We start from the raw sequence: 15,250 nt of genomic DNA, 5'->3' as shown, positions 1-15,250 counted from the left end.
CCACGACATTTCAGACGGCGGGTTCTATGCTCCATGGATACCTGCCGCCTGAAACGGCGCACTGATCAGCGTTAGGGGCAGCATGCCGAACGACCACGATATCGACCTGAGCCGCCACCACGAACCCCGTGATTTCTCCGACCGCGTCGCACGGGGCTTTACCTCGCTGATGCGATTCTTCGCCGACACCTTCTTTGCCCGGCGCTACGGACACCGCGCCGTGGTCCTGGAGACGGTTGCGGGCGTCCCCGGCATGGTGGGCGCCACGCTGCAGCACCTGCGCTCGCTGCGGCGCATGGAGGATGACCACGGATGGATCCGCACGCTGATGGACGAGGCCGAGAACGAGCGCATGCACCTGCTCACCTTCATCGAGATCACCTCGCCCAACTGGCTGGAGCGCTTCCTGATCATCCTGGCGCAGGGCTTCTTCTACACGTTGTTCTTTATGATCTACATCCTCTCGTCGCGTACGGCGCACCGGATCGTAGGCTACTTCGAAGAGGAAGCGGTCGTCAGCTACACCGAGTACCTGGAGGAAGTGGAGTCCGGCGGGCTCGATAACGTCGCCGCGCCGGCACGCGCGATCCAGTACTGGAACCTTCCGGAAGATGCCCGCCTGTCCGACGTCATCCGCGCGGTACGCGCCGACGAGGCAGGCCACCGGGACGTCAACCACGGCTTCGCCGACCTGCTCGGCAAGAAGGACTGACCCAGGCGCTCTCCCGCGACCTGACGGGGCCGGTTTTCGGGCACTATCGTGTGGCCGTATGCGAACGACAGGGAGACGGCCGTGAACGACGAGACAACCGGCGGGACCGAGGGCGCACTCCCCCTGCAGCGGCTGGCGGGATGGGGGCTGCGCGGTATCGCGGTCCTGACGGGCCTGGGCGGGCTACTGACATCGGTGACGCTCTGGGCGCTGGCACAGGAAACGCCGCAGGTGCCCTGGCCGGTCGCATCCCTGGTGTTGCTGCAGGCCCTCTTTGCCGTTGCAGTGCTGGCCTGGGTCGTGCTCCTGTGGCGAAGGGCCCGCGCACTGGGCGCGCTGGAGACGCGGGACTATCCCGCCATCACCTGCGTTGTCGTCTGCACACGGCTGGTCGGCGAGCTGCTGGCGATTGCCTTCGTGCTGCTCGCGCTGGCGTTGTCGGTCATCTCCCTGACAGCGGTGGAGCCCTTTGCGGGCACCGCGGTGGCCGCGTTCGGCCTTGAAGCCGAGCTGGTGGAACCGGCGAGCTGGGGACTGGCCATCCTGACGGCGATCCTCTGGCCCCTCGCCGGGTTGTTCGCGGGCGGTTTGGTCCTGTTCGCGGCCTACCTGTTCGCCGATGCCATGACGGCCATGCTGGAGTATGTGCGCGACGTGCGGCGCATCCGCGAGACCCTGTCGTCCGGACCGTCCGCGAGATGAAGTAGAACGCGAGACCTTCGCGACCTTCGGGTTCAAACCTTGCCTTTTGCTTCGTCAGTCGGCCCCGCAGAAAACGCCGGTGAACCCCCGGCAAGTACGCCGCCAACCGCGCAGGCCCGACACCCGTTCGAACCGGCTGGCAGCGGACTCTAGCGGACGTCGCAACGGGTGATCCACCTCAAGGTTTGGCCGGCCAGGCCGTTTACAGTGGTCAAGGCCCGAGGTTGCGGGCTGCTCACAATACTGGCCACACAAGGACCGCCCATGAATTTCCGCTCGCTCTCTGTTCGATCCAAGCTGGTCATCACCATCGTGGTACCCGTGGCCGCGCTCCTGCTGTTGGCGGCCCTGGCCGCACGCGGCACAGCCAACATCGAAGAGGGCGTGCAGAACATCTATCACGACCGCGTCGTGCCCCTGCAGCAGCTGAAGACCATCGCCGACAACTATGCGGTGCTGGTCATCGACGCGGTCAACAAGGCGGACGCCGGACGGATGACGGCGGAAGAGGCACTCGCCGACGTCCGTGAGGCACGAGAGGAGATCGCCGAGATCTGGGATGCCTACCTGGCCACGACCCTGACGCCCCGTGAGCAGGAACTGGCTGATGGTGCCCGCGGGTTGTTCCGCGCAGCCAACGCCCACCTGGACCGTCTGGAGGGGGCTCTTGGCGGGATGTCCGGCGATGTCCAGGGCGAGCTCGACGCCTTCAACGGTCCCCTGTACGACACCATCGATCCGATCAGCGACCAGATTACCCAGCTGGTCGACCTGCAGATCGATGTTGCCGGGACCGAGGCCGAGCGGGTATCGGCGTTCTACACCCAGGTTCTGGTGCGCAGCGGCGCGCTGATGCTGGTGGTCTTGATCATCGTCGTGGTCACCGGGGTGTGGACGTATCGCTCGGTGGCACTCCCGATCTCGCGGATGCGCGCGACACTCACGGAGATCGCCGAGCACCATGACCTCTCGCGCCGGGTCGACGTTCGCTCCGACGACGAGATCGGCGCCACTGCAGGCGCCCTGAACAGTATGCTCGACCAATTCCAGGACTCGATCCGCGAGTTGCGCACCCTGACGGACCAGATGGCCTCTGCCGCGGAACAGCTGTCCGCCGTCAGTACCCAGACCAACGGGAACATCGACCAACAGCGCTCGCAGACCGAACAGGTCTCGACGGCGATGAACGAGATGGCCGCGACGGTGCAGGAGGTCGCGCGCAACGCCTCCGATGCCGCGTCCTCCAGCCAGGAAGCCGATCAGGAGTCCCGCGCGGGTGGCGAAGTGGTGCGCACGGTGGTCAGCGACATCGGACGTCTGTCGGGCGAAGTCGCGACCATCGAGGAATCCGTGCGCAACCTGGACGAGAAGGGGCAGCAGATTGGCTCGGTGCTCGACGTCATTCGCGGCATTGCCGAGCAGACCAACCTCCTGGCCCTGAATGCGGCCATCGAGGCCGCCCGCGCCGGCGAACAGGGACGCGGCTTCGCCGTGGTCGCCGACGAGGTACGTACCCTCGCCTCGCGCACGCAGGACTCCACGGCGGATATCCAGGCGATGATCGAGTCGCTGCAGGCGGGTACCCGCAACGCCGTCACCGCGATGGGCCGCGGCCGCGAAATGGCCGAGGCCACCAGCAACGACGCCGAACGCGCCGGCGAGGCGCTGGAATCCATCGTCCAGGCGGTCGGCCGAATCAGCGACATGACCACACAGATCGCCAGCGCGGCGGAAGAACAAAACGCGGTGGCCGAAGAGATCAACCGGAACATCTACGCCATCAATGACATCACCGGCGATACCGCCAACGGGGCCCGCCAGACGGCCACCGCCAGCCAGGAGGTCGCGGACATCGCCTCGCGCGTACGCGACCTGGCCTCCGCCTACCGCATTGGCTGACCCCCACGCTTATAGGGCACCGTGAGCTCGGCTTCGGGTCCAGGGTTGCGACTTGCCAGGCGGATCGCCACCGCCTTGCAAGAAAGTACCCGAAGAAGCGGATCCGTCAGGAGCAGCCGCGCGATCCGAGCTTGCGATGCGGAAAATGGGGGCTCGTCACAGGGCACCAGGAACTCCAGCCGCCGAACGCACTCCCAGATTTAAGTTGCCCGCGATGCCTCCACCCGACGAAGGTGGACCCATGCGGGGTGGCCCGGCAAACGCGATCTAGACGCATTCTTTTGCATTTAGTATCAGCATACGATTATATTCTGGCATTCCACTTTAAGAACCGATCAGGAGCTTCCATGCGAGCCATCAAGACTCTAGCCGCTTCCGCCCTTCTCGCCCTCGCCGGTGCCGGCACAGTTGCGCAGGCGGATGAGCCCTCCAAGCTGTTCGTCAGCGTCACCTCGGCCGACGACCACACCCAGTTCATGTCCATGGTGTTGGCCAACCAGAGCATGCGTCAGGGTCAGGAGATCCGCGTCCTGCTGTGCGGCCCCGCCGCTACGATGGCGACCGAAGATTTTGAGGGCGCCACCATGCAGCCGGCCGACCGGAACGCGCAGCAGCTGATGATGAACCTGCTCAACAACGGCGCCACCGTTGAGACCTGCGCCATCTTCCTGCCGAACACGGACTACACCGAGGCCGACCTGCTTGACGGCATCACCCCGGCCGACCCGGAAGAAGTCGGTGCCTATATGGCCGATCCGAACGTGCGCTTCTTCTCGAACTGATCGCCCGCTTTCGATGCTGACGGGGCCCTCTTCGGAGGGCCTTTTCCGTTTGGACGGCCGGATTCCATCGCAGGCGGGCCCGGGTACACTGTTTGTTGTCTGGCGGAGCCCAGGCTCCGAGCCCGTCACGCATGGGACCGGGCCGTTCCAAACGAACCCCAGGGGGCCACTTATGAGGCTTTGGTCGAAGTGGAAGAAAGGCGGGGCACTGCTGGCCGATGTCCTGCAACGCCAAGGGATCGACCCGAAGGCGGCCGCGGCACAGGAGAGCTTCAAGCAGATCCTGGACGCTGCGGAGACGGGAGCGGATGAGCGCCTCAAGCGCGAGGCGCAGGACAACGCCCTGTCGAGGGACGAACGCAACACCCGCTGGGAGGCACTGTTTTTCGAGGAGATCCGCTCCCGGGCCAAGGCCCATGCCGCGGAGGTCAAACGCCGCTGATCGCCGCGTCGGCACCGCTGAACGTGGAGCACTCGGGATCAGTCGTTCTTGCGGAACACGCACCAGTTGAACGACTGCTCGGTCTCGCCCGGGGTCACGTGGACCTCCCGCTGCGACTTCACCAGCGCGAAATCCGGGCCGAACGCGCCCTGCAGGGTCTCCGGGGAATGCCGTTGCACCGGCAGGCCGGAACATTTTTCCGGGCCATCCAGCGCAAAGGTCCCGATTACGATATGCCCCCCCGGGCGAAGGGCATGCTGCATCTGCCTCGCGTATTGGGCGCGTTGATCCGGATCGGTCAGGAAGTGAAACACCGCGCGGTCATGCCAGACATCCAACGCGGCCTCCGGGAATGCGTGTTCCAGTACGTCCGCTTCCTGCCATGCGACCGCTGCGGCGCGTCCCCCGACCCGCTCGCGCGCCTTCTCGAGCGCCGCCCCGGACAGATCCAGCACCGTCAGGTTGCGATAGCCTTCAGCCAGCAGTTCGTCCACCAGGACCGAGGCACCGCCACCGATATCGACAATCGCGGCATCGGGGGCCGACGCCACCGCCCGAATCAGGGCTCGCGACGTCCGCGCCTCCGCCTGATACCACCCCACGGCATCGGTGGCGCAGGTCTGGTAGACGTCTTCCCAGTGCGGCTTGGTGCTCATGCGGGTTCCTGGTTACCGGAGCAAAGGCTTCTCGTACCGGAAGGTTATCAGGCGTTCGGGCCCCGTGTGCTACCCTCCGCGCCGATTCCCATGCCGCCGGGCCAGCCCTATGAAATTCTTCCGCCTGATCAGCATTGTCGAGGGCATTTCCCTCGTCACCCTGCTCTTTGTCGCCATGCCGCTACGCACCTACGCGGATATGCCACTGGCGGTGACCTACGTGGGCTGGGTGCACGGCATCCTGTTCATCGTCTATGGCGCGACGTCGTTGATCGCCAGCCACCTGAGCGGGTGGCCAGTCTGGAAATGGCTGCTGGTCCTGTTCCTTGGGGTGGTGCCCTTCGGCTTTCTCTACGTCGACCACCTGATCCGGCGCGAAATCTCCAACGCAAGCGCGGCCAGGACGGCCTGACGCCCAATCATCACGGGCCACGACCCAACCGCCTGCTGCCCCCGCTCGTCATCCCGGCCGGAGCGAAGCGCAGAGCCGGGATCTCCTACGTCAGCGACTCCCCCAGCGCCGGAGATCCAGGATCGCCGCTGCGCGGCGTCCGGGATGACGGCCCCAGGTGTGCCTCGATGAATCGGACTGGCCACTCGTCCCTTGAATGCCTTCCCCAGAACCGACGCTCGCGTGGTCTAATCGGCCCTTCATCCCCATACCAAAGCCCGCCATGATCGCCGTAATCTTCGAAGTGGAACCGCATGCGGAACGCAAGCAGGACTACCTGGATGCGGCCGCGAGTCTGCGCGAGCACCTGAAGGACGTCGACGGATTCCTCTCCATCGAGCGTTTCGAAAGCCTGAGCCAGCCGGGCAAGGTGCTGTCACTGTCTTTCTGGCGGGATGAAGCCGCCGTTCGGGAATGGCGCAACCTGGAGGAGCACCGCCAGGTGCAAGCGGCCGGGCGCGGCGGCATCTTCGCCAACTACCGCCTGCGCGTGGCCGAGGTCGTGCGCGACTACGGCATGCAGGACCGCGACCAGGCGCCGGACGACTCCCGCAGCGCCCACGGAGCCTGATCCTCGCCACCAACCCGTCACACGCGGCTCGATCGCGATCGGGCCGCGTCCAGCCGACCTGCCGAGTGTTCAGGAAACACTGATGGGCTGGCATTTTGTTACTGCACGCTGCAGCCCCCGTGCTCCGAGAGGGCCAGGATGGCCTGACTCAGCGCTGACCTACCCAGGATCGCGCACGATGATGCGGCCTTCCATGTACGGGTGCGGGGCACAGATGTAGTCATACGTGCCCGGCTCGGTCAGCGTGACGCTGTCGCTCTCGGCGTGGCCCAGCATCGCCGTAGCGAACGATTGCGGGCCGCGCATGGCGACGGCATTGTGCGCACCCGAGGTCTCCCCAAGACCATAAGTGAAGACATCCTCGTTCACCCAGGTGATCTTGGTGCCCGGCGCCACCTCGACCACCTTCGGGTAGAAGGAATTGCCCTTCATCTCGATCACGACCTCGTCCACATCCGCCCCGAACCGGACCGGACGATCCGCCCGGGCGGGTACCGGGTTGGTGTCGGCGTCGGGAATGCCGAACGGCGCGAGGACACGCCGGGCTTCACCGATCCGCTCCGCACGCTCTGCCGGCTCGTGCGAGGGGCCTTCGGCCAGGATCTCGGAGGAGGTCTCCGCGTCCGCTCGGGCGTCCAGCAGCCCGATGGCACCCCGACTGGTGGCCCCGACGCCATGATCCAGCATCGTGTAGACGCCTTCCTCCGGGGGGATTCGGAACTCGATCACCCAGGAGTCCGAGGGGCCCGCGGTTATCGTCTGCCCGCCGGGCCACAGTGCCTCGGGATGCCCCTGCCAGTACACGTAGTCCCAGAGGATGCCCACAATATGGAAGGTGGACAGGAGGTTGGGGCCGACATTCAGGAAGTACATGCGCACATAGTCCCCCGGACGGACGGGGATCGGGTTCTCCACGTAGCGAAACAGCTGGCCGTTGAACGCGGTGTAACTGGCGTCGCCTTCCACCGCCTCCTTGCCACTGGCATACAGCTCGTGCTGCAGCATATAGAGCTTCAGGTCCGGCTCCTGCCCCAGGTCGGCTTCCAGCTTGTAGGGTTCGTCGCGCGGCTCGACAACGATCATGCCGTACTGCCCGAACATCACGTGCATCGGGATCGCATGACCACCCGGGGCACAGTGATACATAAAGACCCCCGGTGTGGTCGCGCGGAAGGTGATCGACTTGGTCTGCCCGGGAAGGATGTGCCCGACGTGCTTCGAGGTCTGGGTATAGGCGGCATGGATCGAGGCGCCATGCATCACATCGCCGCTATTAGTGATCTCCATGCGCACGATGTCGCCCTCGGTCACCCGCAAGGTTGGCCCGGGCAGTTTCCCGTCGATCAGGAAGCCGTCGTAGACCACGCCCTGCCCGATCGGCACCTGCCCCTCGTCCAGATCAATGCGGAACACATGATCGGGCTCGGCATCCGGGTGCACATACCCGGTCGGCCGCGTCTCGAGCCCCTCGTCACGCTCGATGATCTCGATGAAGTCGCTGTCGCCGAACAGTTCGCTGAAATCCGGGCCCGTCGATGCCTGGGCCACTGAGGCGAAACACCACAACAGGACCACGGCAAACCCGGCCGCGAAATGTCCACCCAGTGGGTTACGGCCAATGGCCGAAGGATATGGCGATTCTGTTCGTTTCATTGCCCCCTCTTCTGGATCGGCTCCACGACGCTCCGCTATAACCTTTATAGACCATGCATCTATTTACAGCGTCGCGCGGCACAATCACGCGCGTCAAGCGCAACGGCGCGGCACTCAAACTGACGTGCCCACCGCGCAAACTCCGGTCTCCCCCCTTCGCCCTGCCATGGCAACCGCGCCGGCGCTGGCCTATAGATCTAGCAGCATCCATCGACTGGTGAAGGGCCATGGGCATCGTGAACGAGTTCAAGCAGTTTGTGGCGCGCGGCAACGTGGTCGACATGGCCGTGGGTGTCATCATCGGGCTGGCGTTCGGCCAGATCGTGTCCTCACTGGTTTCCGATGTAGTGATGCCACCCATCGGCCTGCTGATCGGCGGGGTCGACTTTGGAGAACTCGCGATCGTGCTGCGCGAGGCGGAGAACGGCGTGGCGGCGGTCACGATCAATTACGGACTGTTCATCAAGCGCGTGGTGGACTTCCTGATTATCGCCGTGGTGGTATTCGCCGCCATCAAGGGGATCGCCCGCCTGCAGCGCAAGGAAGAGGCCAAGCCGGAAGAACCCGCGGCACCCAGCAACGAAGAGAAACTGTTGACGGAGATCCGCGACCTGTTGAAGGTGCGGCAAGGTGACTGGGGGACACGCTGAGGAACCGGTACAGCCAGACGGCGTCTCAGCAAGGGCAACGAACAGGGAGACGAGTTTGAACAACGCCATCGAAGTGGAGGGCCTGGTGCGCGACTTTGGCGGCACGCGGGCCGTGGACGGCGTGGATCTGCGGGTGCCGGCCGGCCACGTACTGGGCCTGCTGGGGCCAAACGGCGCCGGCAAAACAACCGTGGTGCGTATGCTCGCCACCCTGCTGACGCCCACCGCCGGGGTCGCCCGTGTAGGCGGCTTCGATGTGGCTCGCGACGGCGCTCGGGTGCGCGAGATCATCGGCCTGACCGGCCAGTACGCCTCGGTGGACGAGAAGCTGACCGGACGCGAGAACCTGATCCTGATCGGCCGCCTGCTGGGCCTGAAACGCCGTGACGCCAGGGCCCGCGCCGATGAATTGTTGCAGGATTTCGACCTGCGCGAGGCCGGCCAGCGCCCGGCCCAGACCTACTCCGGCGGGATGCGGCGCCGGCTGGATCTGGCCGCCAGCCTAGTCGGGCGCCCGCGCATCCTGTTCCTCGACGAGCCCTCCACTGGCCTCGACCCGCGGGCCCGCCGCGACCTGTGGGAGCGTGTCCGCCAACTGCAGACCGACGGCACAACCGTGCTGCTGACCACCCAGTACCTGGAGGAAGCCGACGCCCTGGCCGATGCCATCGTAGTACTGGACCACGGACGCGTGATCGCCGAAGGCACCGCCGCACAACTGAAGGCCCGGGTCGGCGGACGCTCGCTGTTCCTGATGGTGGCCCGCGCGGAACAGGCCGCGGCAGCCGGCGAGCGGGTCGCCGCGATGGTGGGCACCCCGCCCCGTGTGGAGGGCGAAACGATCAGCGTACCGGTGTCGGACCCGGCCCTGCTGCCCGCATTGTTGCGAGAGCTGGACGCCGCCGGCATCGAGGTCGCGGAGCTGGGGCTGCGCGGCGCCAGTCTGGATGATGTGTTCCTGTCCCTGACCGGGCGCAGCGGGGCCAGCCGCGAAGAGCCGGGCAACGCGGAGGCCACGCCATGAAGGCCCTCGATCAGACCCTGGCGCTGGCCTGGCGCAGCCTGGTGCAGGTGCGGCGCAACCCCTGGGAGCTGGGCGACTACAGCATCCAGCCGATCCTGTTTCTGGTGCTGTTCCTGTTCGTATTCGGCGGGGCAATTGCCGGCTCGCCAGAGAACTACCTGGCGTTCGTGCTGCCAGGCGTGATCGTAATGAACATGCTGTTCGTCACCGTGTACGTGGGCCACGGCCTGAACACCGACCTGACCCGCGGCGTGTTCGACCGATTTCGCGCCCTGCCCATCCCGCGCTGGGCGCCGCTGGCCGGGCGCATCCTGGCGGACGTGGTCAAGCAGCTGCTGTGCATTGCCCTGTTGCTGTTCGTCGGATTCCTGCTGGGCTTTCGCCTCGAGACTTCATGGGCCCATCTACTGGCGATGGTGGCGCTGGTGCTGACCTTTGCCGTGGCCTTTTCCTGGGTGATGGTGCTGGTCGGCGTCATCGCACGCGACCCGGAGCACGTGCAGCTGTTCGGCTTTACCGCGCTGTTCCCGGTCACCTTCGTCAGCTCGGCCTTCGTGCCGGTGGATACGATGCCCGTGTGGCTGCAGGGCTTCGTGCAGGCCAACCCGGTGTCGCTGCTGGCAGATGCCGCCCGCGGCCTGATGAACGCCGAGGGTCCGGCCCTTGAACCGGCCTTGTGGTCGCTCGCCTGGGCGCTGGCGATCGCGCTGGTCTTCGCACCGCTGTCGGTCTACGCGCTCAACCGCCGCCTCGCCCGCGGCTAGGGAAACCTGGGGCACCCCCGTACGCAGGAGACCATTGAATCGTATTTACCGGGGTCTCGCGGGTCGGGGGTACCGCCAGCGGCCGTTCCATCCGACCAAGCCGCCCGAGCCCCTAGTTGCAGGGCTGCACCGAGCGGCGTGGTCAGAACAGTTCGATCTCGCCCACGTCAATCCTGGAGGGCTTAATCATGCCTTCGGCGACCAGGCGGTCGTACATACAGACCCGGTTCTTGCCGTTTGCCTTGGCGTAATACAAGGCCTGATCGGCCTCGTCCAGTACGGCGCTGGCCGTCTTGTACGGGCGCAACTGGGTCACGCCGATGCTCGTTGTGACCCGGCCGACTCGCGGCACTACATAATCGGCAACCGCGTGCTGCAGCCGTTCGAAGGTGGCGGCAGCCCGGTCGGCACCGGCGATCTCGGCCAGCACCACGAACTCCTCCCCACCAAAACGATAGATCAGGTCGTTTTCGCGAAAGCTCTTCTGCAGCAGCCGCGCGAGCAGAATCAGTACCTCGTCGCCATACACGTGACCGAAACCGTCGTTGATCTTCTTGAAGTCGTCGACATCGATCACACCCAGCCAGATCTGCGTTTCTTCCGGATCGGGCTCCCGGCGACGATCCTCCGCCAGCCCCGGCCGGTGGACACTACGTTCCAGGGTCGCGAGATCGCGAAAGTTGTCGTCGAACGTCTTGCGGTTGAGCAGACCGGTCAGCTCATCGGTCTGGGCGTCATCAATCAGCTTGACGAAGTTGCGATACACCGAAAGGAAGCTCTTGACCAGGCGGGCATCCAGGGACTCGTCAGCATCGTCGTCATCGAATGAAAACACCAGGCAGATACTGAACTCGTTGAGCCCGGACATCGGAAAGACCGAGACCCGACGACCGGACACATCGGCCTCGGCAACCGGCTGACCGGTTGCCAACGCCTGCTCCAGCAACCCATCAGGGACCGGCTGGTCCTGGGGGTCGAACGGCACCGTCATCACGGCATCGTGCTTGCGATCAAAGGTATGCAGGCTGCGGGGCTGGCCTTCTGCATCGAGCTGAATCGCCCATATACGGGCACTTTCGTAGATGTCGTCCAGCGTCTTGAGCAGACTATATTCCAAGCGCTGGGCATTGCGTATGCCCGTCAGGTGGGCCAGCCCATCAAGCAGATCTCGACCGCTGGTCATGGCATTGATCTCGTCTCGTCGAAGGGGCCGCCACCGTCCCCGGTCGATCATCCGGGGCCGCCAACGGGGCGAAATCATCTCTACGCAGGGTGCCTTTCGGCATCACGCGGATGTCGGACCCTACCCCGCCTGCAAGGTTTCCCTGCGGGGCAACGCCAAACATTGGAGTTTTATGGTAATAGAAAACGGCGGAGTTCGAATGAACGGCGCCGATCCATACGGATAGAGACGCCATCCACCAGGAAGGCAATGATCAATCCACGCAGATTGGCGGCCATGTCAACGCCCCTTTGCAGGACAAAAAAATCGCCGCATCCCTGCGGCGACAAGACATGACCCGTGTGGGGTCGGCGGGAACCCAGGAAGACGCTGGTCAGCGTTTTCCTAGTAGACGGGGACCAGTGCGTAGCCCTGGTTCTGGTACCCCATGACGGCGATGAACCCACTGCGGACCGGCTGGATCGCGTCCAGCACCTTGTCGTTGTCCACCCCGTAGGCACGGGTCGCGGCGGCGCAGACCTCCATCTTCACGCCCAGCGCATCGAGGCGTTCGACGGCCTTGGCGATCTCTTCCAGGGTGTCGCCGTGGTCGATGGCGATCTCCGGCTCGGGGTCCGTGGTGATGAACTTGACGGCCTCGGCGATGAAGACCATGCGCAGATCGGGCTCCACACCCTCCTTGATCAGGTTCTCGTGGTTGGTGGCGATGCCACGCAAATAGGCGAGCATCACGTTCGGGTCGGACTTGCGCATGTCGTAGACCGCTCGCATGGTCTCGATGCCCTGGGTCGCCTCGCGGTTGTCCAGGCCCTCGGCGGCCGCCGTCGAGCCCAGCCCGAGCGGCAGCAGCAGGGCCACCAGCAGGATCACTATTCGGTTTCGCATGGATACTCCTCCTTTCGTGGTTTAGGTCCGGGTGTCTCGTCCCCGGACTCGGAGCCTGAATCACTCGGACTCAGTAGATGGGGATGACCGCGTAGCCCTGCGCCTGATAGCCGGTCAGGGAGACGAAGGTGTTGCGCACCGGTTCGATGCCGGGCAGCAGCTCGCCATGTTCGACCCCGAACAGGCGGGTGGCCACGGCACAGGACTCCATGTGAACACCCTTCTCCTTCAGCGCAGCCACGTGCTCTTCGATGGCGTCGAGATGGTCAAACTCGGTCAGATCGAAGCGTTCTCGGTCCTCGGACACCATGGTCACGGCCCGCCCGCGAAACGCCAGAATCATGTCCGGCTCGACACCTTGATCGGTCAGGTCTTCAAAGGTCTCGCGAATCACCATCAGGTACAGCGCCAGCATCTCCGGATCATTGTTATTCAGGTCGAACACCACCCGACCCTGCTCAACACCCTCCAGGGCCCGGGCATCGGTGGGAGCATCGGCCTGGACGCTCAAGGCAGACAGGGACAGGGCAAACAGCAGGAACAAGGAAGCGACGATTTTCATAGGGGACTCTCCTTAGGGGTGGAAGCGGGGTACGGGTTGTCCGGGGGGGGGCATGACGATGGCGCGCCAGGCGGCCTCCTGGGTCTCGGACAGGTAGTGCGGCAGGGGTCTCTCCAGAGCCCCGTCGAGGTGTAAATGCAGCAGGCGGATTGCGCCACCGAACGCGGCGGTGGCGGCTACGGGCACCTCCATCGGGCGAACGTCGCCGCTCTGAATGCCCTGCTCGATGCACTCGCGCATCCGCTGGAACGGTTGCGAAGAACACACCGGCGGCTCGTCCGGGAGAAACTCGCGGTGGCGCGCCTCCAGCACGAAACGCATGGCCTGGGGGGCCTCGATCACGGCCTCGAACAGGAACGCGATGATTCCGTCGCAGCGCGCACGGCAGTCACTCTCGCGCCCCATCACTTCGGCCAGGCCGGCGTCCATGCGCTGCAGCAGGTCGTCGTACAGCGCCTTGGCCAGCGCCTCCTTGTTGCCGAAGTGGTGATAGATCGAGCCAATGGAGACCCCGGCCTGGCGACGGATGTCATGGATGGAGGTATTGAAATAGCCATCGCGACTGAACCGCTCCAGGGCGGTATCCAGCACGAGCTTGCGCAGTGCGGCACCGCGCACCGATTGCTTTGGGTTTTCCGTCATCACCACAACCGAACCGAACGTTCGTTCTAATCTAGCGCGAACATATGCGAAACGCCATACGCCGGCCACGAGACATCGCGGAAAAACGATCGAGCCCATGCGCTGCACAGGCCCGATCAATACCCTGGAGGGGGGCGGGCCGCGGATGGGCGGCCCGGGTTATGGATGAAGATTGCTTCGCTGCGCTCGCAATGACCGGGTCACCGCACCCGGATTCCGGTTCAGAAGTCCTCGAACTCCATGGTGCGGAAGACGCGGCCGGCGTTCTGGCGGTGCAGCTCGCCGTAGGTGTCCAGGTGGCGGTAGGCGGACTGGTCGATGTTGTAGGCATCGTTCAGCGTGCCGCCCTCGTCGAGGATGCGCTGGACCTCCTCGCGCAGATGCACGAGGTAGTCGTGGGTGTAGCGGCGCAGCACGTCGAAGTCATTCACCGGCTCGCCGTGGCCCGGGATGATGTAGTCGGCATCCAGGGCCTCCAGTTCGTGCCAGGTCTCGATCCAGCCGGCGGTATCGGTGTAGTCGAAGATCGGTAGCATGCGCTGGTGAAAGGCCAGGTCGCCGGTAATGAGCGCCTTGCGCGCGGGCGCCCAGATGGCGATATCGCCCGGTGCATGGCCCGGTCCGAGGTAGCGGATCTGGATGGTCTCGCCACCCATGTCCAGGTCGAGGCGGGTGGCGAAGGTCACATCCGGCGTACCCAGCTCGGTCATGAACGCCTTGTCGCGGGTACGATTGGCCGCGCCCTCCAGGCTGGCCTGGCCGTTGGCCTCGATCTCGCGCCAGGCATCCTTGTGGGCGATCACCGTGGCGCCCTGCTCCTGCCAGTAGGTCATGCCGAGCATGGCATGGCCCTGGGCGTTTTCCAGCACCACGTATTTCACTGGCTGGTCGGTGAGCTTCCGGATCTCCTCATGCAGTGATTTCGCCAGCAGGTAGTTGTCGCCGGCGTTCATCACCACCACACCGCCCTCGGTGATGATGAACGACAGGTTGTTGTTGTGGCCGGAGTTCTCGTAGGTGGAGGGCTGGGTCGCGCCGATCGCGGACCAAACGCCATCGGTCACCTCCTGCGGCCGGTCATAAAGGAACGAGTCGCGTGCCTTGTCCAGCACGTACAGTGGCAGGCCCGCGTCCTGCCACTCGAAGAAGCCGCCGGGGTAGTTCTGCACGTTGGTGTAGCCCATCTGCTGCAGGGTCTGCGCGGCGGCCACGCTACGCAGGTTCTGGCCGCAATAGACGACGATCGGGGTGTCCTTGTCCGGGATCTCGCCGGGCACCTCGAACTCGATCCAGCCACGCGGGATATTGAGCGTCTCGCTGGACCGGATCTGCCCGCCGGTGTGCTCGATCTCGGTGCGGGTGCGCACGTCGATCACGACATGGTCCGGCTCGCTGGCGATCCACTCCTGCAGGCCCTCCTTGTCGATGTTGGTGATCTCGGCGTTGGCGGCCTCTAGCAGCGTGTCGCCCGTCAGTTCTTCGGCCTGCGCGGTACTACCTGCCGCGGCAAGGACCAGTCCCAGCCAGATCGCTCGCATCGTGATTCTCCTTTTTGCATCCATCCCTCCACCATAGCCCCCTGTTCCGCCGCCGGCCAGGCCTCCGCTTGAGCCACCCCGTACAGTGTCTATATTCAGGGTAAAGGCACACGGCCCAGCAGCCGAAGGAACCC

At 64.9% G+C, this 15,250-nt stretch carries 17 protein-coding genes; 10 read left to right on the top strand and 7 right to left on the bottom strand.

What is annotated here, in order from left to right:
• The first annotated feature begins 82 nt into the window (after positions 1–82).
• The 5 genes from F618_RS0103045 to F618_RS0103025 all read left to right on the top strand — a co-directional run bounded on the left by F618_RS0103045 (position 83) and on the right by F618_RS0103025 (position 4,537).
• The gene (locus tag F618_RS0103045; RefSeq protein WP_019567723.1) at positions 83–712 is read left to right on the top strand and encodes an alternative oxidase; all 630 of its coding nucleotides are present in this window, start codon (positions 83–85) and stop codon (positions 710–712) included.
• An 81-nt stretch (positions 713–793) separates the two neighbouring features.
• Positions 794–1,414 carry a hypothetical protein gene (locus F618_RS0103040; RefSeq protein ID WP_019567722.1) on the top strand — a complete coding sequence of 207 codons (621 nt, stop codon included), beginning with the start codon at positions 794–796 and terminating at the stop codon, positions 1,412–1,414.
• A gap of 264 nt (positions 1,415–1,678) precedes the next feature.
• Entirely contained in the window at positions 1,679–3,313 is a 1,635-nt protein-coding gene (locus tag F618_RS0103035; RefSeq protein ID WP_018951270.1) for a methyl-accepting chemotaxis protein, read from the top strand.
• Between the two features lie 347 nt (positions 3,314–3,660).
• Positions 3,661–4,095, top strand: coding sequence for a DsrE family protein (locus tag F618_RS0103030; RefSeq protein WP_018176434.1), 435 nt, complete (start codon positions 3,661–3,663; stop codon positions 4,093–4,095).
• 172 nt (positions 4,096–4,267) lie between these two features.
• Positions 4,268–4,537 carry a hypothetical protein gene (locus F618_RS0103025; protein ID WP_019567721.1) on the top strand — a complete coding sequence of 90 codons (270 nt, stop codon included), beginning with the start codon at positions 4,268–4,270 and terminating at the stop codon, positions 4,535–4,537.
• Between the two features lie 38 nt (positions 4,538–4,575).
• Here the strand turns inward: F618_RS0103025 and F618_RS0103020 are convergent, their stop codons facing one another.
• Positions 4,576–5,193, bottom strand: coding sequence for a class I SAM-dependent methyltransferase (locus F618_RS0103020; RefSeq protein ID WP_019567720.1), 618 nt, complete (start codon positions 5,191–5,193; stop codon positions 4,576–4,578).
• Positions 5,194–5,302: 109 nt separating this feature from the next.
• Between F618_RS0103020 and F618_RS0103015 the strand changes: the two genes are divergently transcribed.
• Positions 5,303–5,605, top strand: coding sequence for a DUF3817 domain-containing protein (locus F618_RS0103015; RefSeq protein WP_019567719.1), 303 nt, complete (start codon positions 5,303–5,305; stop codon positions 5,603–5,605).
• A gap of 262 nt (positions 5,606–5,867) precedes the next feature.
• Positions 5,868–6,215, top strand: a complete 348-nt coding sequence (locus F618_RS0103010) for an antibiotic biosynthesis monooxygenase (RefSeq protein WP_019562701.1) — start codon at positions 5,868–5,870, stop codon at positions 6,213–6,215.
• A gap of 159 nt (positions 6,216–6,374) precedes the next feature.
• On the opposite strand, the gene F618_RS0103005 is transcribed toward F618_RS0103010, so the two are convergent.
• Positions 6,375–7,868, bottom strand: a complete 1,494-nt coding sequence (locus F618_RS0103005) for a plastocyanin/azurin family copper-binding protein (protein ID WP_026331126.1) — start codon at positions 7,866–7,868, stop codon at positions 6,375–6,377.
• Positions 7,869–8,095: 227 nt separating this feature from the next.
• Here F618_RS0103005 and mscL point away from each other — a divergent pair, with 227 nt between their 5' ends.
• The 3 genes from mscL to F618_RS0102990 are packed head-to-tail and all read left to right on the top strand — an operon-like array spanning position 8,096 to position 10,306.
• Positions 8,096–8,518: a large-conductance mechanosensitive channel protein MscL gene (gene mscL / locus F618_RS0103000; RefSeq protein ID WP_018937926.1), complete on the top strand. Its 423-nt coding sequence runs from the start codon at positions 8,096–8,098 to the stop codon at positions 8,516–8,518.
• A 55-nt stretch (positions 8,519–8,573) separates the two neighbouring features.
• The gene (locus F618_RS0102995) at positions 8,574–9,542 is read left to right on the top strand and encodes a daunorubicin resistance protein DrrA family ABC transporter ATP-binding protein (RefSeq protein ID WP_019562699.1); all 969 of its coding nucleotides are present in this window, start codon (positions 8,574–8,576) and stop codon (positions 9,540–9,542) included.
• Positions 9,539–10,306 (top strand): ABC transporter permease, encoded by a 768-nt coding sequence (locus F618_RS0102990; protein ID WP_019562698.1) that lies wholly within the window; start codon positions 9,539–9,541, stop codon positions 10,304–10,306. The genes F618_RS0102995 and F618_RS0102990 overlap by 4 nt, the downstream gene beginning before the upstream one ends.
• A 142-nt stretch (positions 10,307–10,448) precedes the next feature.
• Here the strand turns inward: F618_RS0102990 and F618_RS0102985 are convergent, their stop codons facing one another.
• The 5 genes from F618_RS0102985 to F618_RS0102965 form a co-directional block, all read right to left on the bottom strand.
• Positions 10,449–11,489: a GGDEF domain-containing protein gene (locus tag F618_RS0102985; RefSeq protein ID WP_019562697.1), complete on the bottom strand. Its 1,041-nt coding sequence runs from the start codon at positions 11,487–11,489 to the stop codon at positions 10,449–10,451.
• A 384-nt stretch (positions 11,490–11,873) separates the two neighbouring features.
• A complete protein-coding gene (locus F618_RS0102980; RefSeq protein ID WP_026330441.1) occupies positions 11,874–12,374 on the bottom strand; it encodes a DsrE family protein in 501 nt (166 codons plus the stop codon).
• A gap of 70 nt (positions 12,375–12,444) precedes the next feature.
• Positions 12,445–12,936 carry a DsrE family protein gene (locus F618_RS0102975; RefSeq protein WP_019562695.1) on the bottom strand — a complete coding sequence of 164 codons (492 nt, stop codon included), beginning with the start codon at positions 12,934–12,936 and terminating at the stop codon, positions 12,445–12,447.
• Positions 12,937–12,948: 12 nt separating this feature from the next.
• Positions 12,949–13,578: a TetR/AcrR family transcriptional regulator gene (locus F618_RS0102970; RefSeq protein WP_019567717.1), complete on the bottom strand. Its 630-nt coding sequence runs from the start codon at positions 13,576–13,578 to the stop codon at positions 12,949–12,951.
• A 221-nt stretch (positions 13,579–13,799) separates the two neighbouring features.
• Positions 13,800–15,116, bottom strand: a complete 1,317-nt coding sequence (locus tag F618_RS0102965) for a rhodanese-like domain-containing protein (RefSeq protein ID WP_019567716.1) — start codon at positions 15,114–15,116, stop codon at positions 13,800–13,802.
• Positions 15,117–15,250: the final 134 nt, after the last annotated feature.

Source organism: Thioalkalivibrio sp. ALMg13-2 (assembly GCF_000381185.1).
GTDB lineage: Bacteria > Pseudomonadota > Gammaproteobacteria > Ectothiorhodospirales > Ectothiorhodospiraceae > Thioalkalivibrio > Thioalkalivibrio versutus.
This window is presented reverse-complemented; position numbering and strand designations above follow the sequence as displayed.